Origin of the sequence: Janthinobacterium psychrotolerans, from assembly GCF_001677885.1 — a bacterium.
In the GTDB taxonomy this organism is placed as follows: Bacteria; Pseudomonadota; Gammaproteobacteria; order Burkholderiales; family Burkholderiaceae_D; genus Janthinobacterium; species Janthinobacterium psychrotolerans.
Window position 1 is genome coordinate 1 of record NZ_LOCQ01000036.1, and the last position, 22,470, is coordinate 22,470.

At 59.3% G+C, this 22,470-nt stretch carries 18 protein-coding genes and 1 pseudogene; 8 read left to right on the top strand and 11 right to left on the bottom strand.

Features of this window, described 5'->3' with window-relative positions; translation table 11 throughout:
- Positions 1-168: 168 nt before the first annotated feature.
- The 4 genes and pseudogenes from dnaK to ASR47_RS02180 all read left to right on the top strand — a co-directional run.
- A pseudogene (gene dnaK, locus ASR47_RS02165) lies at positions 169-1,660 on the top strand (molecular chaperone DnaK); the annotation flags it as partial.
- Between the two features lie 77 nt (positions 1,661-1,737).
- A complete protein-coding gene (locus ASR47_RS02170; protein WP_065306127.1) occupies positions 1,738-2,391 on the top strand; it encodes a BON domain-containing protein in 654 nt (217 codons plus the stop codon).
- 44 nt (positions 2,392-2,435) lie between these two features.
- Positions 2,436-3,215, top strand: coding sequence for a L,D-transpeptidase (locus ASR47_RS02175; RefSeq protein WP_150127644.1), 780 nt, complete (start codon positions 2,436-2,438; stop codon positions 3,213-3,215).
- A 55-nt stretch (positions 3,216-3,270) separates the two neighbouring features.
- Positions 3,271-5,820, top strand: a complete 2,550-nt coding sequence (locus ASR47_RS02180; protein WP_150127649.1) for a cation-translocating P-type ATPase — start codon at positions 3,271-3,273, stop codon at positions 5,818-5,820.
- Between the two features lie 16 nt (positions 5,821-5,836).
- On the opposite strand, the gene ASR47_RS02185 is transcribed toward ASR47_RS02180, so the two are convergent.
- From ASR47_RS02185 to ASR47_RS26330, 5 genes are all read right to left on the bottom strand, one after another.
- Positions 5,837-6,793: an FAD:protein FMN transferase gene (locus ASR47_RS02185; RefSeq protein WP_065306129.1), complete on the bottom strand. Its 957-nt coding sequence runs from the start codon at positions 6,791-6,793 to the stop codon at positions 5,837-5,839.
- Positions 6,777-8,996, bottom strand: coding sequence for a PepSY domain-containing protein (locus tag ASR47_RS02190; RefSeq protein ID WP_065306130.1), 2,220 nt, complete (start codon positions 8,994-8,996; stop codon positions 6,777-6,779). The genes ASR47_RS02185 and ASR47_RS02190 overlap by 17 nt, the downstream gene beginning before the upstream one ends.
- A 10-nt stretch (positions 8,997-9,006) precedes the next feature.
- On the bottom strand, positions 9,007-9,477 hold the full coding sequence (locus ASR47_RS02195) for a DUF2271 domain-containing protein (RefSeq protein WP_065306131.1): 471 nt from the start codon (positions 9,475-9,477) through the stop codon (positions 9,007-9,009).
- Positions 9,474-9,815, bottom strand: a complete 342-nt coding sequence (locus ASR47_RS02200) for a PepSY domain-containing protein (protein WP_245714237.1) — start codon at positions 9,813-9,815, stop codon at positions 9,474-9,476. Before ASR47_RS02200 ends, ASR47_RS02195 begins: the two co-directional genes overlap by 4 nt.
- A gap of 338 nt (positions 9,816-10,153) precedes the next feature.
- Entirely contained in the window at positions 10,154-10,816 is a 663-nt protein-coding gene (locus tag ASR47_RS26330; protein WP_082988671.1) for a response regulator transcription factor, read from the bottom strand.
- Positions 10,817-11,500: 684 nt separating this feature from the next.
- Here ASR47_RS26330 and ASR47_RS02205 point away from each other — a divergent pair.
- The gene (locus ASR47_RS02205; RefSeq protein ID WP_065306133.1) at positions 11,501-12,328 is read left to right on the top strand and encodes a hypothetical protein; all 828 of its coding nucleotides are present in this window, start codon (positions 11,501-11,503) and stop codon (positions 12,326-12,328) included.
- Here the strand turns inward: ASR47_RS02205 and ASR47_RS02210 are convergent.
- From ASR47_RS02210 to ASR47_RS02230, 5 genes are all read right to left on the bottom strand, one after another.
- Positions 12,267-12,767 carry a DUF488 domain-containing protein gene (locus ASR47_RS02210; RefSeq protein ID WP_065306134.1) on the bottom strand — a complete coding sequence of 167 codons (501 nt, stop codon included), beginning with the start codon at positions 12,765-12,767 and terminating at the stop codon, positions 12,267-12,269. The two genes, ASR47_RS02205 and ASR47_RS02210, sit on opposite strands and share 62 nt — an antisense overlap.
- Before the next feature lie 141 nt (positions 12,768-12,908).
- Positions 12,909-14,576, bottom strand: a complete 1,668-nt coding sequence (locus ASR47_RS02215) for a UvrD-helicase domain-containing protein (protein WP_065306135.1) — start codon at positions 14,574-14,576, stop codon at positions 12,909-12,911.
- Positions 14,573-16,477, bottom strand: coding sequence for an ATP-dependent nuclease (locus ASR47_RS02220; protein WP_065306136.1), 1,905 nt, complete (start codon positions 16,475-16,477; stop codon positions 14,573-14,575). The genes ASR47_RS02215 and ASR47_RS02220 overlap by 4 nt, the downstream gene beginning before the upstream one ends.
- Positions 16,478-16,591: 114 nt before the next feature.
- Complete coding sequence (locus tag ASR47_RS02225) at positions 16,592-16,930, bottom strand: hypothetical protein (RefSeq protein WP_150127645.1); 339 nt, start codon at positions 16,928-16,930, stop codon at positions 16,592-16,594.
- On the bottom strand, positions 16,879-17,358 hold the full coding sequence (locus ASR47_RS02230) for a hypothetical protein (RefSeq protein WP_065306138.1): 480 nt from the start codon (positions 17,356-17,358) through the stop codon (positions 16,879-16,881). Before ASR47_RS02230 ends, ASR47_RS02225 begins: the two co-directional genes overlap by 52 nt.
- A 181-nt stretch (positions 17,359-17,539) precedes the next feature.
- Between ASR47_RS02230 and ASR47_RS26335 the strand changes: the two genes are divergently transcribed.
- The 3 genes from ASR47_RS26335 to ASR47_RS02240 all read left to right on the top strand — a co-directional run bounded on the left by ASR47_RS26335 (position 17,540) and on the right by ASR47_RS02240 (position 20,918).
- Complete coding sequence (locus tag ASR47_RS26335) at positions 17,540-17,863, top strand: hypothetical protein (RefSeq protein WP_245714238.1); 324 nt, start codon at positions 17,540-17,542, stop codon at positions 17,861-17,863.
- A gap of 165 nt (positions 17,864-18,028) precedes the next feature.
- Positions 18,029-19,330: a hypothetical protein gene (locus ASR47_RS02235; RefSeq protein ID WP_065306139.1), complete on the top strand. Its 1,302-nt coding sequence runs from the start codon at positions 18,029-18,031 to the stop codon at positions 19,328-19,330.
- A 1,165-nt stretch (positions 19,331-20,495) separates the two neighbouring features.
- Positions 20,496-20,918: a DUF2061 domain-containing protein gene (locus tag ASR47_RS02240; protein ID WP_082988673.1), complete on the top strand. Its 423-nt coding sequence runs from the start codon at positions 20,496-20,498 to the stop codon at positions 20,916-20,918.
- On the opposite strand, the gene ASR47_RS02245 is transcribed toward ASR47_RS02240, so the two are convergent.
- Complete coding sequence (locus tag ASR47_RS02245) at positions 20,919-22,460, bottom strand: FAD-dependent oxidoreductase (RefSeq protein WP_065306140.1); 1,542 nt, start codon at positions 22,458-22,460, stop codon at positions 20,919-20,921.
- Positions 22,461-22,470 lie beyond the last annotated feature (10 nt).

Genomic DNA, 22,470 nt, shown 5'->3' on the forward strand with positions numbered 1-22,470 from the left:
AGCCAAAAAGGAGAGAAATATCGACCCATCGTGACCGCACCGACTACAATTTAACCGCGTAACACCATCTCATGCGCAAGTGGGCACGATAGACCGGAATGGGTGGGCGCGTTCACCGAAATACGCACTCGTTAAACCCAAGCTTTCACGATACTCGATCTGGCTCAGATACCGGCCTATTTTAACGATGCGCAACGCCAGGCGACCAAGGACGCAGGACGCAGGACGCATCGCCGGCCTGGACGTCAAACGCATCATCAATGAACCGACTGCGGCGGCGCTTGCGTTCGGCCTGGACAAGAGCAACAAAGGCGACCGCAAGATCGCCGTCTATGACCTGGGCGGCGGCACCTTCGATGTGTCGATTATCGAAATCGCCAATGTCGAGGGGGAAAAGCAATTCGAAGTTTTGTCAACCAACGGTGATACCTTCCTCGGTGGTGAGGATTTCGACCAGCGCATCATTGACTATATCATTGGCGAATTTCAGAAGATCAACGGGCTGGACTTAAAAAAGGATCCGATCGCTCTGCAGCGTATTAAGGCATCGGCCGAGCGCGCGAAGATCGAATTGTCTTCAGCGCAGCAGACCGAAATCAATGAGCCATACATCGCGATGGCAAACGGTGCTCCAGTGCACTTGAACCTGAAGATCACTCGCGCCAAGCTTGAGTCACTGGTCGAGGAGTTGATCGCTGCGACCATCGAACCGTGCCGCGTCGCCATCAAGGATGCTGGTGTGAAGGTCGCCGATATCGACGACATCATCCTCGTCGGTGGTATGACGCGCATGCCCAAGGTACAGGAAAAGGTCAAGGAATTCTTCGGCAAGGAGCCGCGCAAGGACGTCAACCCTGACGAAGCCGTTGCCGTCGGCGCGGCCTTGCAAGGCTCGGTGTTGTCGGGCGAGCGCAAGGATTTGCTGCTGCTTGACGTCACGCCCTTGTCGCTGGGCATCGAGACCATGGGTGGTGTAATGACTAAGATGATCCACAAAAACACCACAATTCCGACCAAGTTCAGCCAGGTGTTCTCGACCGCTGACGATAACCAGCCTGCGGTGACCATCAAGGTCTACCAGGGCGAACGAGAGATCGCAGCCGGCAATAAGGCGCTAGGGGAATTCAATCTGGAAGGAATCCCGCCGGCAGCACGCGGCACGCCACAGATCGATGTGTCGTTCGACATTGATGCCAACGGCATCTTGCACGTGGGTGCCAGGGACAAGGCCTCCGGCAAGGAAAACAAGATCACGATCAAGGCGAACTCTGGCCTGACGGAGGCGGAGATCCAGAAGATGGTCAACGACGCAGAAATCAACGCCGAGGATGACAAGAAGCTCAAGGCACTTGCCGAGACGCGCAATGCGGCCGATGCGCTAATCCACACGACCCGCAAGTCCTTGCTCGCGCATGGCGACAAGATGTCGGCGGGTGAGCGCGGTAGCGTTGAAGCGGCGCTCACAGCGCTCGAAACCATACTTCAACATGGCACGCAAGCGGAGTTGGAAGCAAAGATCGCGGCACTGTCGACGGCAGCGAGCAAGCTGGAGGAATTTACTCGTTCCCAGCATCAGGCACCGCACGACGGCGGGCCTGCATCAGCGACCAGCAAGCAAAGCGACGACGTCGTCGATGCAGACTTCACCGAAACAAGGTAAGCGCTGGATTTGGGCCGGAATCGGCCTTCGAAAAGCAGAGTAATCTGACATATCCTCTAAACAAATGAAAGAACAAAATGAAAACCGATACACAACTGCAATTGGATGTTCTTGAAGAGCTGACTTGGGATCCGTCGGTGGATGCGGCGCAAATCGGCGTCGAGGTGCGCGATGGTGTAGTCACCTTGGCTGGTACGGTGGGCAGCTTTGCCGAAAAGTGGGAAGCAGAACGGGCCGTGCAGCGCGTCAGCGGCGTGAGGGCGCTGGCAGTCGAACTGTCAGTGCGTCTGCCAGGCGCCAGCGTACGCAGTGACGCCGATATTGCACGAACAGTCGAGAATGTGCTGTCGTGGATGAGCAATGTCACGGACGGGAGCATTAAAGTGATGGTGGAGGGCGGTTGGGTGACACTGAGCGGTAGTGTCGAATGGGATTACCAGCGCAAGGCGGCTACGGCGGCGGTACGTTATCTGATGGGGGTGACAGGGGTGAGTGACTCCATCGGCATCTTGCAACAGGTGTCGGCCAGCGCCGTACAGGATGCCATTGAGGCGGCCCTCAAACGTGGCGCCTTGGCGGATGCGCGGCATATCTTCGTTGAGGTATCTGGTAATAAGGTAACACTTTCGGGTACGGTGCGCAATTGGTCCGAAAGGGAACTGGCCCAGCACGCGGCTTGGGGAACACACGGCGTGAGCATGGTGATCGATAACATTACGCTGGCGATATGACGTCAGGATGGCATGCCGGTCGCATAGCATTCTTGTGGTCTACGATGTTGTTCCTGGGCGTGCCGCTCTGGCCGCTAGCGGTGGTCGCGGCAACACTCGATCTGATGAGCGCCGACGAGTGGCGCGCGCAATTCGCGCGCGAAGTCGATCATCGGCTGGAGGTGCCAACGGCCGACCAGGCGCGCTATGTGGCGCTGTTGAAACAAGCGCTGGCCGATGCCAATCTCACCGATACGTTAGCACAGACTTTGCTGCTGGTGGACCGCAGCCCGCAAGTACAGGCCGCCTTTGTGATCTTGCATACAGAGCAAGATGCATGGTCGTTCATCGGCGCCACGGCCGTCTCGACTGGCAAGGTGGGAAGCTATAATCATTTCTTGACGCCGTTGGGGGTGTTTCCACATACCTTGGAAAATCCCGACTTTCGCTCCGAAGGCACGCTCAACGACAATCACATTCGTGGCTATGGACAGCGCGGCATGCGCGTCTTCGATTTCGGTTGGCAACAGGCACAGCGCGGCTGGGGCACGGGCGCCATCAGCCAGATGCGCTTGCAAATGCACGCTACCGATCCGGATGTGCTGGAAGCTCGCTTGGGAAATGTTGCTTCCGAGGGCTGCATTCGCATTCCAGCCACATTGAATGTTTTTCTCGATTCACACGGTTTGCTCGATGTAGTCTATGAACAAGCCGTCAAGGACGGCCGCCATTTGTGGGTGCTCCAAGCGGATCGCGATATCATTGAATGGCCGGGGCAGTATATGGTCATCGTCGATTCGCTGACGGAAGTGCGGCCTGTATGGTCGCCCGCGCCCAAACCCTAATGCCGCAATCACGACTAGCCACTACACGCTGCCTCTCAGGAAAAGGATGAATGCCATGTCGGAGCCGCAGGGTAGTGAAGGGCTGACAGCCGCGCAGGCTGCGCAGCGCTTGCTGGAAAACGGGCCGAATGCCTTGCCCGCCTCGCGTCCCTTGAGCGCCGGGCGCCTGCTGCTCGATGTCGTTTCCGAACCGATGTTCTTGCTGCTGGTCGCCTGCGGCGTCATCTACATGCTGCTGGGCGACCGCAATGAAGCGCTGATGCTGCTGGGCTTTGTCTGCATCGTCATGGGCATCACTTTTTTTCAGCGCAGGCGCACGGAACGCTCGCTGAACGCCCTAAGCGACCTCTCCTGTCCGCGCGCCCTGGTGATACGCGACGGGAAACAGCAGCGCATCGCTGGCAGGGACCTGGTGCTGGGCGACCTGGTGCTGCTGGCCGAGGGCGACCGCGTGCCCGCCGATATGGAACTGCTCAGCGCATCGAATTTGACGGCCGACGAGTCCATGCTCACGGGCGAGTCCGTGCCGGTCATCAAGCATGGCGCCTCCGATGCCGGCGGCAGTCCGGACAGTCTGGTGTATTCCGGCACCCTGATCACGCAAGGCACGGCCAGCGGCCTGGTGGTCGCCACCGGCCCGCACAGCGCGCTTGGCCGCATCGGCGCCTCGCTGGCCACCATGGGGAGCGAGCTGACGCCGATTCAACGGGAAACGCGGCGCGTCGTCAGGCATGTCGCCATCGGCGGCTTGTGTCTCGCCGCCGGCCTGGCATTGGCGTATTGGTGGCTGCGCGGCGACGCCTTGCAAGGACTGCTGGCAGGTCTCACGCTGGCCATGGCGATCCTGCCTGAAGAATTGCCGGTGATACTGACGCTTTTCCTGGGTTTGGGCGCCTGGCGCCTGGGGCGCGAAAGCATCCTGGCGCGCAGCATACCTGCGATCGAATTGCTCGGTGCGACGACGGTGCTGTGCGTCGACAAGACGGGTACGCTGACGGCCAACCGCATGGACGTGGCCCGGCTCTGCTCGGAGACCTCCTCCCATGATTGTCAGGGCAATCCTGCCGCCGCCTTGCAGGAAGAGCTGCACGGCTTGCTCGAATATGCCGTCCTGGCAAGCCATCGTCGGGCGTTTGATCCGATGGAGTCGGCCATCGGCCAGACCGGCGCCCGCTTGCTGGCCAATACGGAGCACCTGCATGCCGACTGGCAGCTGATCGACGATTATCCGCTGTCGCGGCAGATGCTGGCCATGTCGCGGGTGTGGCAATCGCCGGACCGTTCCGAGTTCCTGGTGGCGGCGAAGGGTGCGCCCGAGGCCATCATCGATCTGTGCCATCTGGCGCCGGCGCGCGCCGCCGCCATCGTGGCCCAGGTGCAGGCCATGGCGAACGACGGTTTGCGCGTGATCGGCGTCGCCCGCGCCACGTTTGCCGCGCCGCCCCTGCCTGACAACCAGCACGTCTTTGATTTTGAATTCCTGGGATTGATTGGATTGCATGACCCGGTACGCCCGGAAGTGCCCGATGCGGTGACGCAATGTCACGCGGCGGGCATCCGCGTGGTGATGATCACGGGCGACCATCCCGCCACGGCACTGGCGATCGCGCGGCAGGCCGGTATCGCCGGCATGGCCAGCGGTGTGATGTCCGGCATGGACCTGGCCGCGCTGGACGACACGGCACTGCAGGCGCGCCTGGCCGATACCGACGTCTTTTGCCGCATCGCGCCGGAACAAAAGTTGCGCCTGGTGCAAGCTTTCCGCAGCCGTGGCGATATCGTCGCCATGACCGGCGACGGCGTCAACGACGCGCCCGCATTAAAGGCGGCCAACATCGGCGTGGCCATGGGCGCCCGTGGCACCGACGTCGCGCGCGAGGCGGCAGCGCTGGTCTTGCTCAAGGATGATTTTTCTTCGTTATTGCTGGCGGTGCAACATGGCCGCCGCCTGTTTGCCAATCTGCGCAAGGCCATCGTCTTCATCGTCGCGGTGCATGTGCCCATCGTTGGCCTGTCCATCCTGCCCGTGCTGCTGGGCTGGCCCATGCTCCTGATGCCCGTGCACATACTGTTTTTGCAAATGGTGATCGACCCCGCCTGCTCGATCGTGTTCGAGGCCGAGCCGATCGAAGCCGATGCCATGACGAGCAAACCCAGAAGGCCGGACATGCATCTGTTCGACCGTGAAATACTGCTGCGCGGCTTGCTGCAGGGGGCAGGGCTGTTGGCCATGCTGGTCGGCTTCCACGTGCTGGTGCGCTGGGCCGGCCATTCCGACGAAGTGGCACGCACGACGACCTTCCTCAGCCTGGTGCTGTCGAACCTGGGACTGATCTATGTCAACCGCCAATGGAGCCAGCCGTCATGGAGGAGGGGGATCAAGTCGAACCGGGCGTTCGCCTGGATCAGCATGGCGGCCTCGCTGTTGCTGTTGTTGGTGCTGGGCGTGGCGCCCATCCGCGAGTTGTTTGCCTTCGCGCTGCCGGACATGGCGCTGCTGATGCAGTGCGCCTTCGTCGCCGTGCTCGGCGTCGCCTGGTTCGAGTGCGTCAAGTGGGGGCTATCGGCATGGCGATGGCCGCGCCGCGCGGCGCTGGCGCAGTGATGCACGGCAATGTAGATCAGACCATCTTGCCGTCGATGAGCAGAATTTCTTCGAGCAAGGTGCCGTGACGCAGGACGAACAGTACATCCATGCCGCGTTTCATGGCCAGCGCGACACCGTCGATCTCGCCCAGGACCATGAGCGCCGTGGCCCAGGCGTCGGCCAGCATACAGCTGGGGGACAGCACGCTCACGGCGGCGAGACGGTTCGCTACCGGTTGGTGCAAGGCCGGATGCATGGTGTGCGCATGGCGCGTGCCGTCGATCTCGACCCAGCGGCGATAGTCGCCCGAGGTGGCGATGGCCACGTCGTGCAATTCCATCACGCCACCGATTTCACGGATGCCATGTGTCGGCTTTTCTATCGCCACGCTCCAGGCCTGGCCATCGGGTCTGGTCGAGCGCGCGCGCATTTCGCCGTCGATGCCGACCAGGTAGCTGGCGATGGACCAGCCATCGAGGCAATGCGCCAGCTGGTCGACGCCAAAACCCTTGGCGATGCCCGACAGGTCGAGCGTCAGCGGCGCGCGCTTGCGCACCTGCAGAGCCGCCAGGTCCACCTCCAATGCCTCGGCGGCCGGACAGTACGTTTTGCCATGCCGGGCCGCGATCTGCGGCGATGGCGCGCATTGCGACGGACCGAATCCCCAGTCCTCCACCAGCTGGCCAACCGCCATGTCGAAGGCGCCGCCCGATTCGCCGCTGACCTGCAGCCCCGCAGCGAGCACCTGCGCCAGCTCCTGCGGCACAGGAATCCAGGTGTTTTCCGGCGCCGCGTTCAGGCGGCACAGGTCCGAGGCGAAATTCCAGGTCGACATCTGCCGGTCGACCCTGTCGACTGCGGCGTACAGGCTGGCGCCGATGGCGGCCAGGTCCGCTTGTCCGGCCGCATAGAATACGGCCGTATAGCGGCTGCCCATGGTTTCGCCATGCAGGCTGTAGCGCCGCAGCGCGGGTTCAGAAGACGTCTTCACGATACCTTCCTTTTTCCCTCAGCGCCGCTACATCGAGCTTGAGTGGTGCGAGTATCTGGTCCATGGCCTGCCTCACGCTGGCGGCCATGGCGCGGCTGCCGCAGACGAGCACCTGGCCATCGTCGGCGATCAGGCGGCGCATATTGTCGGCATCCTCCATCAGCCGGGTCTGCACGTGGGCGCCGTTCGTGACTCTTGAGAAGGCCGTGTGCAGCTGCGTCAGCCGGCGGTCGGCCAGATAGTTGCGCAGTTCAGGCTCATACAGAAAATCGGAGTCGGGATGGCGCCCGCCCCAGTACAGGTACATCGGATGTTGGCCCGTATTGTTGCGGATGAAACCGGCCAGTGGCCCGATCCCGGTACCGGCACCGATCAGGATGACGGGCGCCTTGCCCAGGGCCGGACGAAATTGGGGGTTGGGCTGGATAAAGGCCTCGATGCGGTCCCCCGGAAGCAAGTTGTGCAGGTAGCTTGAACACACGCCCCCAGGCTGCTTGCGCACGCAAATTTCCAGCACGCCGTCACCCGATCCGCTCGCCAGCGAATAAAAGCGCGGCATGGAACTGCCGGGCGCCATGACACCAGCGAGGTCGCCGGCCTCAAAGCGGGGCAGTCGGTGGGAGGCAAGCCGGCTTTTCAGCCAACCGGCGCTGGCCGGCGGCGGGGCGGCTATAAAGCGCAGCACCACGGTGGGATCGTGCTCCTCCTCGCCGTAGGCGATGCGCTCGCGCAATTGCAGCGCATGCGTGTGCGGATGTGCCGGCGCATAGTCGAGTACGAGCTCGTGGCCCATCAGCGCGCCGACCTGGCTCCCCCAGCGCGCGAATTCCTGGGGCGACTGGCGGTCGATCAGGGCCAGCTCAAGCGACCGGCGCCATCCGCGTGCCGCCATCGCCGCGTCGACGTCCTGTGCGAACTGGCAGAACGTTGGGAACTGGCGGTCGCCGAAACCGAGCACGGCGTAACTTGCCGCCTGGTTGGGGGAAATACCGGCCAAATTGGCCAGAAAGTGCCGGGCGGAGGCGGGAGCGTCGCCATCGCCATACGTCGCCGTCAGGATGAACACCTGGCGCGCGGCGCCGTGGCGGGACGAGAACTGGTTCATCGGCGCCGTGTGCACGCGTTGTCCGGCCTGTCGCAAGGCATCGTGCAGCGCGCGAGCAAAGCCCCAGGTGCTGTTATTTTCGCTCCCCACCAGGATCACGCTGTCGGCCGAAGCCGGAGCCGCGTTGTTGGCGATGCGCGGTTTGGCCCGCTGCCGCTGCCACCATACGGCGATGCCCGTCACCGCCAGCCAGGGCGCGCCGAGCGCACTCAGGCCGAGCGCCAGACCCAGCCACCACAGGCCTTCGCCTGTATGCAACTGGTAGATCAGTTCAAAGGCTTCCCGGACATTGCTGTGGGCGCGGAAGGCCAGCAGCGCGCCGCTGGACTGGTCGACATAGGCGTCGCCTTGCCGGGTGCGCAAGGTGTAGACGGCGCTGCTGTCACCGGCAAGCGGAAAGGACAGTTCGCGCAGATCGGCCAGACTGGTTGCCAGCAAGGCTGGCAAGCGGGCAGCGGGCAGCGGGGTGCCGCCGGAGGTGGTGGCGGGGATATCGGGTTCGTCCTGGCTGCCATCGGCAATGAGGGTGAAGGTCGCCGCCGACATGTAGCTGCCGGTCACTGCGGACAACAGCAGGCCGGCGACAGCAAAACGGGCCACCGCAGCGTGCCAGCGCTGGCTGCGGTTGCCATGCAGTGGACGTGCCAGCTGGCGCCAACCGCCCACCCGCTTGAGCAGCAGGAAAATCCCGGAGACCGACAGCATCAGCATCAGCAGGGCGGTGATGCCGACCGCGGCGCTGCCTGGCGTGTCGAGGAAGAGTGACCTGTGTAACTCCTTGAACCAGCGCGCGTATGCCGGCGGCGCATAGGGCGCGATCGCCATGCCGCTGGTCGGGTCGACCCGGTCGACGCCCGAGACGTCGCCGGCGCTGTAGTAGACGATGATGGTTCCGGAGGCCGTGCGCTGGATCTGCTCGGCTCCCGGATAGTGGCGCGCCACCCGGCCCGCGAGTTCGGCAACGCTGACGCCCGCCGGCACGCTGGTCGCCAGCCGCTCGAGCGCGGGGTTGATCGACAGCACGGCGCCCGTCAAACCGATGAGCATGACCAGCAGTGCGCTGATCAGGCCAGCGAGCGAATGGATCTGTCGTAACATGCGTCGGTGGCTACATGTCGTAAATGAAGGACTTGACGTAGCCGCGTCCACCGACGGGTTTGCCTGCACCCTGTTTGCTCAGTGGCGTGCGCACGTCGGCCGGATTGTCGCGCCCGTCCTCTGCCGCGCTGTCAACCCGGATCTCGTAGCCTGCATCAATCAGGGTATCGGCCAGTTCGACCGTCACCTTGAGGGTTTTGCCGCTGCCGACGCTTGCTCCGCTGATCCCGTCAAATTCGCGCGCGTTCAGGCCGCTACCGCGGGCCCAGTCGCTCAGGTGCTTGTAATACTTGGTTTTCTTTCCAGCGACCCATAACGTTTTCTTGTACTTGCCGGCGGCATCCGTGACATATACCGCCAGGTACGCGCCGTTGCCGGCGTAGTTCTTCAGTTGCGCGGTGAGTGTGACCGGGCGTGCCTGGACGAGACCGGGCAGCGCCAATGCACCTGCAAGGCAGGCGCAGGCTGTGATGTATTTCATTTCTTTTCCCCTTGGAATGTCGGACCTACAGGCCGCCTGACGGGAGCCTGTGGTACAGGACCGAGGTAGTCGGAGGCGTCGCCGTTGTTGCCGAAGTCCACCGCCAGGCTGCGCATGCGCAGCGACGCCGGGGAGTATTTGGCCTTGACTTTGTTGCCGTTGCGATCAATGGCTCTGAGCTCGTAGCAGCCATCATCGATCTTGATGCGCTGGACAGTCCAGCCGCGCTGTTCGGCTTCCCGCTGCAATTGCTCGCGAGGTTTCCAGTCGGCAATCGGATCCGTGCAGTGGACATCCGCATGGACCGCATTGCTGAAAACCAGGGCAGACAGCGCCATGCATGTACGCGCTAAGAACATCGCTTGCTCTCCTTGATAACCACCTGAGCATGGCAGTTCATGCTGACATCATACTTACCCGAACGGCATCGCGCGATGAAAAATCCGGGTATTTGCGGGTCAACCATCGTGAGATCAATTTTTTGTGTAAACATGCGGCAATATGTGCTACGGCGCTTGCCTCCTGGTCATGTCGGGCCCATTTTCTGGGTCAAGTTGCCAAATTTATGGCGCGAGATAGTAGAAATAGTTCCAGTGCGCGCCACGAAGAATGCTCGATGCCACGGTATGGGCGGTTTGCGGAGCATCGAATACGCCGGCACCAACTACGGACGAGACTATGAAGGTAATCTAACCTTGTAGCCAACTCCGCGCAGAGTCTGTATAAATCCGGCCCCAAATTTTTTACGTAGCTGATAAATATGCGCATCAACCGTATTGCTTTGTACTTCAGTACCCCAGCAGTACAACTTTTCCTCAATTTGTCGTTTGGTCACTACGGACCCAGGTTCGTCTAGCAATGCTCGCAGCACTGAAAATTGACGAGGTGGTAATTTAACAAGATGGCCACTGAAGGTTGCCTCATGGCTAGTCAAGTTTAGGGTCAATGAGCCGTGGGAGACTGTTGAACTTTTTCGGCTTCGCCCTCGGCGTAGTAATGCACGTATCCGAGCATTAAGTTCGCCCAGATCAAACGGTTTGACCAAATAATCGTCCGCTCCTGCGTTTAGGGCTTCGATACAGGCCGACTTCGAATGATCTCCGGATATGATCATGACCGGCAAATCCTGCCCACTTAAGCGCGTCGCGAGCAAGAGGTCAATTCCCGCTTTTCCGGGTAGATTAAGGTCTAGCAGGACGAGATCATAGGTGCAGGTACGGAGAGCCAGTGCCGCACCTTGTCCATCGCGCAACCAGTCAACGGCATAACATTCATCGTGCAAGTGATCCTCAATAATTTCGCCAATCAGTGAATCATCCTCTATCAACAACAAACGCACCTCATTTTCCTTCGCATCGGTAAATTTACTTGCTGGTGTTTCAGGATACACTGCAGTCAATTCTTTGCATAAATGTAATTAGATATCGTGCAGGACTCATTTCACATTATGGTGCCTAGGTCAAACAATAAACTTGTTCCCGAAGGGTAAAGCACGTGTGTTTGCACGTAGCGCGCACATCAGCATCGGAGCTTTGCTGGGGGGAGTGCTTCTGTACCGCATCTGGTGGCGCATAACTGCCGGCGGACGGTTGCCCGCAGCACGTGCTGGTAGCTTGAAAGCGTTGGCCAAGTCGATGCATATGACCGGCCGAGGCTCAGCGTGGCTTGCGCTGCCGGCGGCGTTGAGTTTGATAGTGTTCGTCTGACTATTGGCATTGCACCCCGACGCGAGTGGCCGGGTAGCGCTGCTGGCCGAGAGCGCACTCGATCTACCCAAATTGCCGATGTTCGTAGCGGCGGTACCCATCTGACAATCCTACCGCGTGCCACGGCGACGCTCTGTACTTTTTTACCGCAGTGGTCGCCGGACGTCATAGTGGTAAACGCTAGTCGCCTAAGATCGTCCAGAATGGAATACAGCGCTGCGGCTGGTCTACCCCCCCTGCACAAGGTGTTAAAAAAGATATATGATAAAAGAAAAATAACACTAATTTCCAAATATCTATTCGGGGAAGGCGGGCGCATGGCGAGCAAACTGGAGCGTATCCTGATCTTGGCTAAAACCTATCCGTCGCCCAGCGTCAAACATACCGAGACTTCGTGCGTCGCCGGCATCAACGAGCATGGCCAGATGCGCCGCCTTTACCCCGTGCCGTTTCGCATGATCGCTGAAAATCAGCAGTTTCAGAAGTGGCAATGGGTGACGCTACGCGTTGAAAAATCGCCGGCCGATCATCGTCCTGAAAGCCACAAGGTATTTGTTGATACGATCCAGATCGGCGAAACGATACCACCGGATAAGGGGTGGGCGTTTCGCCGTCCTTGGTGGGAGAAGATCCCCACGTTCGGCAGCTTTGACGCACTGGAACAGGCCAGGCAAACGCAGCACGTCAGTCTGGCATTACTGCGTCCAAAGCGCATTGAAAGACTGGAGATCACGGCGGTCGACAATCCAGAGTGGACCGATGAGGAATTGACCAAGCTGTCGCAGGAGCAGAGTCAGGGCAACTTGTTTTCAGAAGACGAACAGCGCAAGCAACTCAAGCAGCTGGAAAAGATGCCGTTCGATTTTCACTACCACTATCTATGTGACACGCCGGACGGCGAACGCGGTTACCGTCACAAGATCGTAGACTGGGAAGTGGCCATGCTGTTCCGAAACTGCCGCAAGTCGCATGGGGACTCCTGGGAAACGCCTTTCCGGGCAAAGCTGGAACAGGATTTCGCTGCACGCGATTTGATGTTCATGATGGGAAATATCCATCGGTTTCAGCACCAGTGGCTCATTATCAGCCTGATTTATCCGCATAAGCCAGCGCCAGGTGACGCTGCGCAGGGTTGTTTGTTTTAAGGGCTGCCGCTTGCAGATGGTTGATCTGCAGGCCGCAGTCCTGGTGGACTGCGTCGGCCACCATGGATCGATGGCACATCTGGTAGTCGGCCTCAAAGCAAAGCAGCGCGCAATGACTTTCCTGTGCGATTTCGGATAATTCCGCCACCACGGCGCGTTGACTGGTGAGGTAGCGCTTGAAGTCTCGTTTGTAGCGCGACCAGTCGCCGTCTTCCCGATACTGGTTACGGATCGGTTTGGGGCACCCCAGCGCGGCGATATGACAATAGCCCAGGCCATTGGCCTGCAAGATTTCCCGCAGCCCGTTCTTTGAAAAACCGCGCTTACGCGACAACGGCAGTTCGCGAATATCGATCACCATATCGACCTTGCCCAGTTTCAGCAGCTTGATGAACTGGTCGATATCCAACCCTTCGTAGCCGATTGTAAAAATACTCATAATGAATTCCTTGTGAGGCCGCAGTTTACACGATTTCTTGCGATGGGCCGTTCCAACGGCCGCCTCAGCGCCGCGCGTGTGCCGGTTCACCGCGCCAGTTCGCCAGTCTCCCGGCTTGGCGCCCACGCCGGCTCTGCTGCACTATATAGGTGCCAGGAAGGGGAGCGCGTACCCCAGGAACTCATTATGCGGGCGACGGACGACATCCCACCGCTTCTGGTAGTTCGGCGGTTTGGACCGTTGATCGGCGTAGGTCAGCACCAGCCGACGCTTTGCCCGCGAGACGCCGACGAAGAACACACAACGTTCGTCGGCCAGATTGCCAAAGAACGCTTGCTCCTCGATCCCGAGCATGATCACCGAATCAAATTCCAGGCCCTTGCTTTTGTGGATCGTCAACAAACGCACCGCCTGATCGTCAGCAAAACGATTCAGTGCCGATGGTAACAACGGTTCCAGTTGGAGCAACTCCTCAATCTTAGTCTTGATCTGCTGGATGATCTCTCTCAGCCGAGCGTGTGTTTCATAGTCCGGAGACAGGGCCACCAACGTCTCCAGCCCAACCGCACTAAGAAATTGCTTCGCGTGCTCCCACCAACCATCGTAAGGGGCACCTAGCAACTGCGCCACCGCGACTTCTTTCCTCTGCTTCTTCACAAATTGATGAAAGGCGCGTCGCTTGGCGGACTGCAGGTCGTCATCGTCATATGGCAGCAACTGCTCTGACAGCCGTGTCCAGGCCTTCGGCTCGCGCTGCCCGTACAAGCAAGCGAGGAAATCGACAATCAACCGGGCTACCGGTTCCGCCGACAAGTCCTGCAGCTGCGTTTCGTTGCGATACGGGATGCCCAAACGCGTGAGCGCCTCCATCAAGTCGAAGGCATATTGATCTGGCAGTTTGGAAACCAGTACCGCCACCTCGGAATAGGGGAGCTTGCCACCTTGGGTCCAGCCCGCGATCAGGTTGGCCAGATACTCGGCCTCTTGGCGGCTATCGGGAAAACGCCAGGCAAATACTTCACCCCCTTCACCGGTCAGCTGCTCTGGAGGCATTACGGATGCCGGATCCAAGACCCGAATGATGTCGTTCTGCATGCGCAGGAGCTTGGGCTGCGAGCGGAAGTTGCGGTACATGTTCAGCGGCACCGCCGCAAAGTCACGCGCGTAGAGTTGAAAAATCCCCTCCAACGCACCCGCCCAGCCCATGATTTTCTGCTTGACGTCACCGACCGCAGTCATGCGGATCGCCGTCCCTTTGAACGCCACTTTGATCAGCTCGTACTGATCACCCGTGCAATCCTGGAACTCATCGAGAAACACGTCCGTATAGGTCTGGCGGATGGCATTGCGGGCACTTTGGGACTGCCGCAATATCTTAATGGCGAGGGGGAGGAGGTCTTGGAACGTGATTTGCGAACGCGCGACGCGATTGTTCCCGATATGATATCCAGGATCGAGGGCGTCGGCGCCGGTGAGCACCGGACGAAACCGGTCGATAATGCGCTTGGCAAAGGCGTGGAAGGTATGACTGTCAAACCGGCGCCCTAATGCGGCGCCGCAGCGTCGCTTGACGCGCTCTTTGAGGTTGGTGCTGGCGTCCACCTTGAACGATATGGCCAGGATGCGCTTGGGATAACGGCACGTGCCAGTGCGCAGCAGGAAGTCTGCCCGTTGCGCTAGCATTTCCGTTTTGCCTGCACCGGGCCCCGCGGTCAGCGCCAGGTTCGCCTGGCGCTCCCTTGCCGCGCGCAAGGCGTTCGGTTCCAGTGTCAGTCCGTCGGCCGGCGCCCATGCATCGGGCGCAATCATTCCGGCAGCTCCGCCAGGCGTGCAATCACTGCGTCGGCAAGCCGCGCCAACGAAGGCGGCATTGCCGCCAGCATCGCTGCATCGGTGATATGTGCCATTGCCTCGATGTGCGCGGCAGGTTTGCTACCGACTTTGAACAAGCTGTGGTAAGTGCCAAATAGCTGTAACTGCACTTGCGCATACTGCTGTGCACCGTGGTGACTCTTGCCCAGCACGGCCTTGAGGGTATCGGCGTCAGGGTCTTCCAGCGTTGCGCCGTATGGAACGGGGAAGGCTGCAAGCAGCGCAAAGTCAAGGTCCATCGGCGAGGAGAAGAAAACGCCACGTTGTTCCAACTGCTCGAAATAATTGAAAAAGGTGAGCACTTTTTCCGCGTCATCGTTCCACTCGGGTATGAAGAAATCAGCGGGCAATTGCTTGGCCGGCTCGTACTTTCCGAATTGATCGTTCACATACTTGATCCGGCCCCAGCCACCGCGGAACCTGGCTAGATCCAGATCCAGCAACGTGAGGTAGGGGATCTGGAGCTCGGACAGCAGACGCCAGAAGTGGTTGACATGGCGCCCGCCGAGCGGCGCCACCGTTACGCCCGATTCATCGACGGGCGCCCCTTTTGCGCGCAGCAACTTCGGCAGGACGATTTCCTCGCTGTCGCCTTCACCAAGTACGACCAGCCGCGAAAAATAGATCTCAGGGAATGCCTGTACCGCCTCCCGGACGAATTTGTGCGCTTCGTCCTGCGCCTCTGGCAAACGTATAGAGCGCACTTGGGTCGTGCGCACGGCGTTTAAGCGAAGGTACCGGATGTTTTCCGGCGGTACGCGCCGCAACATCGAGGGCGCATGGGTCGCGATCAGCGCCTGGGCATCACCGTCACTGGTGATCTGGGCCAAGGTGTTGACGATACGGCCGAGAAAATGAGGTGACAAGCTGTTCTCAGGCTCTTCGATAGCGATGATGGTGAAGACCGGGGGACGCAGTTTCTCGACATCGAAACTGGTGTCTTCTCCTTTCAGCACCTTGCGACCGATGGCGTGGGATGACACCACCAGGGACAGGTACAGCATGGACTTCTGGCCGTCGCTTAGCCGCGAGAAATCAGCGACGCGATCGTCGTGCGCAGGGGAGAAGGAGATCGAAAGATGGCGAAGTAAGGCTTCCACTTCGGACGCGGCGAAAGTGATCTTCGGGTCGGCAAAATAACTCCCCTTGTGCAGCGACGTCCACGTGTCGGAAAGACACTCGCTAAAAGCGCTGATGGACGGGTTGCTCGACAGGCGCTCGGTGATTTGGTCTGTCAGTTCCTTGATGTTGGCCCGCTCGTCGTCCCAGGTGACCGCCCGCAGCATCCTGCCCAGCAGCGCGTTTGCACCGTAAGCGATATGGTCCGCCGGATCACGGCGAGCCGGCAGATAGTGGACGTGAATTTCGTTACGCTCGGCCTTGGGTACCTGGGCGGTACTTGCGATGGTGCCATCCTCCTTCACGTCGAGGACGTACACCAGCGACTCATCGATTTCACCTGCGTCAGAGAGAGTCGCTTCCAGCCGGAAGCGCACGCGCACCAGACCATCGGCCTCATCAAGACGCATGTGCCCGAAATTGGGCGCGACGCCGTTGCTCTCGTCACCGTCTTCCAATTCCGGGAACACGAAATCGACCTCAATCCAGAGTTTGCGCTCGGCAGGTACTTCGGCTTCGTCGTGCGGGACATGAAAATCGGATTTCTTGATACGGCGCAGGGCCGGATCGAACGCAAAGAGCCGGCAGAGCGCTTGCAGCGCGGCGGTTTTTCCCGAGCCATTGGGGCCAATGAGGTAGCACAACTCGGGGACAGTGAAGCTGACGGGGTCTGGGCCGAAGGATTGGAAATTCGACAGGCGAATGTGGTGCAGGTTCATGGCTGGAAGGCTCGCTAGATTGGAGGAGTTGTTTTTGTCGGGTTGCGTGTCAGATAGAGAGTATTGAGGGAAAGTGATGCTTCAATTCTCTCCATTCGTCACACACACGGCCTGTCATGTCTTTTTGAGGACATCGGGAATATCGGTGCCGCTGCGATAAGCCTTCTGGCGGAACGTCTCCAGCAGCCGGCTGTCGAGCTGACGCTGTCCTTCCAGATAGGCTGCCCGATCCTTCCAAGTCCGTATCTCGCCACGAGCGTCGTCGATGGCCACCAGCGCGAACTTCCTGAGGTCGCTCACCTTGGCAGTCAGCTCGGTGATCGCTTCGCTTTGCGCGGCCACAATGCCACGTAATTTCTCAACTTCCTCTTCCTGTTTGACAGCCCTTTGCCAGGACTGGCTCAGTGCCGCCTGTAGCTGCGCGGCGTTGGCCCGCTCGGTACGCAGTTCCACCTCGGTTTCGCGGAGACGGTCAGCGTAAAGGCCGCCTGGGCCGTGGCGGCCCCGTCCACGCGGCGATTTTGGGCCATCGCCTCGGCGATCGCGTCGGCGATCAGAGTGGGCAGGGTAGATGACATCGCAAGCGGTGCGGCTGTCTCGGAGACCGATTCAACCGGTGTGGTTTCAGCGGCCAGCGCGGCCTTTTCGGCGGCGAGCGTGGACGTCGACGGCCGCCGGTGTTCCGCGTAGGCCCCCAGCAACCGCCGGTAAACGGAGGGGCTGTAGAAGCGGCCAGTTGCCGAGTGCGCCAGCCGGATAAAAGCACGTACGAAAGGGCGGTGATTTTGGGGATCGATCGGATAGTCCAGCTCCAGCTGGGCGACGCCGGAGGAAATCGCGCGGGCCTGGTCATCCGTGAGGGAAAAGGGTGGGCGTGGCATGCGGTGTCCTGAAATCGATATGAGTACATTAACAGGTATATTTATACCTGTCAAAACACGTTATTTACCTTAAATGGATTAAGGTAAGTAAAATCGACAAAGGTTAGGTTAATTTTGAGAGAAATTTTTTTTGGCGTTTTTGAGAAAGTTTGGGGTAAATTGGCCATCGAGAAGAAAATGCTTGAAAAAACTAACACCACCTATACTTGAGTTTGATTTTTTATTTCTATATGAAGTTTTTAAACTTAACGAGGAGAAAATCATGGCAAGCAAAGTTACTGGCGGTAAGATTTCATCGGCGGCAGGTCGCATCCTCGGAAATTCGGGAACGTCGGCGCTGCAACGAAGCTTGGCGGGAAGCGCCTTAGCGCAATCAGGTACACAAAAGGTCACTGGCAAAGACATGGAAGCGAAGGCATCAGCTGCTCTCAAGAATCCAAATTCTGCAGCCACAACCAAAGCCCTTGCTGGCTCCCTTGTATCTCAGTCAGAAAAGCAACGATAACTTGGCCTACGTTAAGATGTTCTAAAATCTGCGCTATGTGGAGGCCACCGATCAGTTCGCAAGAATACAGCAGGGCGGAAGACTGTTCGGCCTTGCGGCGCCTGACAATCGCTTGCTTTAATCTGGAACCCACAACGTTTCTTAAATCGACCAGAAGGATGCCTGATGCTTTCGATGATCAACACCACCTCGCCTCTAGATAAAGCCAATTCGTGCATCTATTGCGGTGGTACCGGACCATTTTCCAAAGAACACATTTTCTGTGCCGGGCTGGGTGGTGATGACGGTCAATTTATTCTCCACGATCTTGTTTGCAAGCAGTGCAATACGGAGAGGTTCTCACCGATGGAGGCGGAGTTCATGCGTAACTCTGCTGAATCATTTACTCGAATCCTCGTTCAGCCACGCGGCAGAAAAAGGAAAGGGGACGACACGCCGAAGTTCAGGCCGTCATCGATACGGGTTTTCCTGCCCAACGGCACCCTCGCCGAAGCAGCGATGAGGCCGCGCGGAGAAATTGTTATTCTTCCCCAGTATGCGTTGGTAGACAACCAGTTGCAGGGTCAATGCGGCTATATGGCGGACATGACTGCATTCGTGGAACAGTTGTCCTCGTTGCTCGCACTTGATGTAGTGTACGTGGTCACGAAAACCGCTACGTTGGATCGGCCACAATATGCCATCATGACCTCCCGATGGACAGGAGAGCGGTACGAGGCAGATGGCCACGAAATCAAACTGAATGTGCCGGAACCGTGTATTTGGCGGGACGTTGAATCCAACACCGAGCCTGCAGATCCCCGATCGCGTATCTTTCGCCGGCCGGAAGGGCAAATCGTCATTCGTCTAGAAGCCCAGATGCCTGAAGCCGAATTCCTGACCCTGCTGCGCAAACACCTGGGTGAAATGCAGGCGTCAGCAAGTCAGGCAAGGAAGGGTACGCCTATCTTCGGCGCCGCAGTCGGCGTGAGGTTACAGATGCAGGTCGGGCTGCGCGAGCGCGTCATGGCGAAAATTGGCGTCAATTTGAGCGCACGTGTTTTTGGCGAAGATTATGTACGACATGTGTGCTTCGACAAAATCAAGGCCAGCATACTGACCGGAGAGCCAGAGGTCTTCAGCACTTTGCATAGACTCGATGAAATGGCACCGGATGAATTTCTGGTCAAGATGTTTGCTACTACCCCCAAGCACAATCATTTCTGCGCGTTGACCGCCGTGCAGATACCAGAAGGCAGTATCGAACTTATTTTCTGTATTCAGCTTTACGGTGGAATCGTGACCATGCTCAGACTGGCGCAAGACCTTCCTACGCCATTGCCGACGTTGCCCATCTTCATGTTCGTCGACTATGTGAATCATCGTATTAAGTTAGCGGATTCGGTCGAGTTTACGACACAGTACATGTTTCCTAACCTTGCGCTAGCGGCGGGAGGCGACGATAGCGCCCCTGGCCTCGGTCGTTAGTAAATGTCACCGCTTCAAAGCCTGAGGATTGATTTTGCTTAGGGAGCTGCACCGTCGGCAAATACCAGATATTGATAACATACCAGAGCGGAGAAACCGCGCGACATCTAGTAGTAACTTTTCAGTCGATTTCGTAAAAACCCCATGATGATGTCGCAAAACACCTCAGAATGATGTCGGCGTACTGGGTGATTTTACGTTGTGATGATGATGTAGAAAACGGTGTTCTGCTCTGTATCTAATTTTACATAATATAAATTATGCGAAGAGTTATGCCAGCACTGAAAAATTCTCAGTTCTTCAATTTCCCAATCGCAAATGCGATTTTGCCACTCGCTGACTACGCACACTTTTTGACGTGCGTGGCTGGCCCTGCTTTGAACTACGCACTATCCATGCTGCCCAGTGCGCCATAAAGTGTGCGCCGCTGCCACCTGTTGGTCTGCGCCGACAGCACGCTCTAGCGTGGTGGTGTCAGGGTTGATGCACAGCCGCTGGGCCGGGACGCTCTGACGTCGGGAATACGAATCCTGTTCGCATCGCGCGTCCTCGATGGTGATGATGTCGGCGTCCGCGCCCAATGCCGTTAAATTAAGCCGATCAAGGCATTTCGCGCTCACCCCGAACAGCGAAAATGCTGGGGTCGGTCGTTTCGCGATCGTAGTGCGCCCCATGGGGCGCACACCGCCCCTGCAGAATCCGCACCGGAACTTGCCTCTGGGGTGAACTACGCCGTGGCGGCGATACGGGCCGCAATCCGCGGTACGCGCATGCCGGCGTTTCCAAGTGCGGCCGTGCTGCGGGCAGCGATTGATCATCGGTCATCCGTTACAAGCGATGATGGCCAGCGGCCACGGCATGATGGTTTTGCCGACATCGCCGGTGACCGGTTATGCGCCTGGCTTGAACCGTCGGTGTGCGCAAACGCGGCCGCAACATCGGTGACCTGCATCCCCTTGCTCAAATGACGTAACAGCCAGCCGCCATCGCTTGTGATTCCCCCCATGGCAGGGAAGTCTCGGCCGTGCTTCCCTGCCCCTCCCCATTGAGCAAAAACAGCCATAGCCAAACTCTACCGCTCCAATTGAAAGAATTTACTTCCATTTGCAAATGAGAATCATTACTATGCAAGTCAAGGATCAGCCAGTTCAGAAAGGAGCCTCCCTTGTTTACCGCCATCAAAACATTCAGCCAGGTCATCACCCATATGTCGATCGCATTCGGCCTCGCTTACTTGCTGACCGGTTCGCTCGCTCTCGGCGGACTGGCGGCGATTATCGAGCCGGTGATCAATGTGGCACTGCTGCCGCTGCACGAAAAGCTGTGGCATGCGATACGCCAGCGCCAGGCGCACAGGCACATGGGGGTGGCGGCGCTGGCCGGCGAAAAGCTGAGCCAGACCATGATGCACATGGGCGTGGCGTTTTCCGTGATGTACGGTGCCACGGGTTCGGCGGCCTTCGGCGGTCTGCTGGCGGTGGTCGAGCCAATCTGTAATGTCATCGCGCTGCCTTTCCATGACGGCCTGTGGGAACGGCTGCGCAGCCGCCTGGTGCAGCGCGATGCACTGCGCCTGGCGCCGCTGTGATCAGGCTGGTGGCGTCAGGCTGGACGGTTCAAGTGGCGTGGCGGCCGGTCCGTGCAGGACCTTGCCATCGATATCGAAGCGTGAACCGTGGCAAGGACAATCCCAGGAACGTTCGAGCTGGTTGAAATGCACCACGCAGCCCAGGTGGGCACACGCGGCCGACAAGACGTGCAGCCCGCCCAGTTCGTTGCGATACACGGCCAGCTTGCGCAAGCCCTGGCGCACGATGGCGCCCTGGCCTGGCTGCAACTGTGCCAGTGAGCGCAGTTCGCTGCCCCTGGCCCAGTCGCGGTATTGCGCCAGGGTATTGACCTGCTCGCCGATAAAGTCCGACACGCCGTGTATTACCTTGCGGGATGGCGCATACAGCTTGCTCCAGGGATTGGCGCGGCCCAGTATCAGATCGCGCACCAGCATGGCGCCGATGGTGGCGTGCGTCATGCCGTTGCCGGAGTCGCCGGTAATGATGTAGACATTGTCATTGTCCATGGGATTGCGGCCGAGAAATGCCGGGCCGTCGGCCGGCTCCATGACCTCGCCGGACCAGCGGTACAGCACGCTACCGGCCATCGGAAAATGTTCGCGCGCCCAGCGCTCGATACCGGCATGGTGGCTGGCTGGTTGCGCCTCTTGGCCCACTTTATGGTCAGCGCCGCCGACGATCAGTACTTCATGGCCTGCGGGGGCGCCGCTGCCGGACAGACGCACATAATAATAGGGGTCGCCGGTATCCCACAGCAGGATGCGCGGCAGGCTGCCTTGCGGCACGGCCATGCCGATCACATACGTCATGTAGCCCGCCTGCTTGGTATGCATCACCAGGCGGTTGTTGAACGGGGTATTGCTGGCCACCACCACCGACCTGGCGCCAATCTCGCCGTGCTCGGTCGACACCATCTGCATATTGTTGTCGCCGGCCAGCTTGAGCGCCCGGGTGGCACCATGGACCTTGCCACCGTACTTGACAATGGCCTGCGCCAGGCCATTGAGATACTTCAATGGATGAAATTGCGCCTGGCCGCGATAGCGGATGCCGGGCCCGGTATCGAACGGCAGGCCCGGCACGCGGTCGCACCATTGGGCCGGCACGCCAGCGCGCAGGGCGGCCGCCAATTCCTTGTCGAAGTCGCGAAAGCCGTTGCCGGGCAAGGCGTACAGGTAGCCGTCCAGGCGCTCGAACTCGCAATCGATGGCTTCCTTGCGCACGATGTCCTCGACCATATCGATGGCGCTGGCAAAACTGCTGGCCACCAGCGCCGCCTGGTCGGGGCCGAAATCGTCCTCGATATTGGCATACCATTCATCGGGCGGGAAAAAATGCGCCGTGGTGCGGCCGGTTTCGCCGGCGCCGATGCCGGTGGCGTCGATGACGATGACCTTCAGGCCCTGGCGCGACAGCAGATAGGCGGTACTGAGGCCGGCGATGCCGGCCCCGATCACGCAGACGTCGGCGCTGGCGTCGGCTGGCAGCGGACCGGTTGGCATCACCTGCGTGCTGGCCTGCCAGATCGAAGTTGATGCGGATGTCGAGTTTGCTGCCATGGCATGTCCT

Bases quoted from the DNA above. Each gene is read 5' to 3' on its own strand.
- ASR47_RS02170 (WP_065306127.1), top strand. From the start codon at position 1,738: ATGAAAACCGATACACAACTGCAATTGGATGTTCTTGAAGAGCTGACT.
- ASR47_RS02175 (WP_150127644.1), top strand. From the start codon at position 2,436: ATGTTGTTCCTGGGCGTGCCGCTCTGGCCGCTAGCGGTGGTCGCGGCA.
- ASR47_RS02180 (WP_150127649.1), top strand. From the start codon at position 3,271: ATGTCGGAGCCGCAGGGTAGTGAAGGGCTGACAGCCGCGCAGGCTGCG.
- ASR47_RS02190 (WP_065306130.1), bottom strand. From the start codon at position 8,996: ATGTTACGACAGATCCATTCGCTCGCTGGCCTGATCAGCGCACTGCTG.
- ASR47_RS02195 (WP_065306131.1), bottom strand. From the start codon at position 9,477: ATGAAATACATCACAGCCTGCGCCTGCCTTGCAGGTGCATTGGCGCTG.
- ASR47_RS02200 (WP_245714237.1), bottom strand. From the start codon at position 9,815: ATGGCGCTGTCTGCCCTGGTTTTCAGCAATGCGGTCCATGCGGATGTC.
- ASR47_RS02205 (WP_065306133.1), top strand. From the start codon at position 11,501: ATGGCGAGCAAACTGGAGCGTATCCTGATCTTGGCTAAAACCTATCCG.
- ASR47_RS02210 (WP_065306134.1), bottom strand. From the start codon at position 12,767: ATGAGTATTTTTACAATCGGCTACGAAGGGTTGGATATCGACCAGTTC.
- ASR47_RS02215 (WP_065306135.1), bottom strand. From the start codon at position 14,576: ATGATTGCGCCCGATGCATGGGCGCCGGCCGACGGACTGACACTGGAA.
- ASR47_RS02220 (WP_065306136.1), bottom strand. From the start codon at position 16,477: ATGAACCTGCACCACATTCGCCTGTCGAATTTCCAATCCTTCGGCCCA.
- ASR47_RS02230 (WP_065306138.1), bottom strand. From the start codon at position 17,358: ATGCCACGCCCACCCTTTTCCCTCACGGATGACCAGGCCCGCGCGATT.
- ASR47_RS02235 (WP_065306139.1), top strand. From the start codon at position 18,029: ATGCTTTCGATGATCAACACCACCTCGCCTCTAGATAAAGCCAATTCG.
- ASR47_RS02245 (WP_065306140.1), bottom strand. From the start codon at position 22,460: ATGGCAGCAAACTCGACATCCGCATCAACTTCGATCTGGCAGGCCAGC.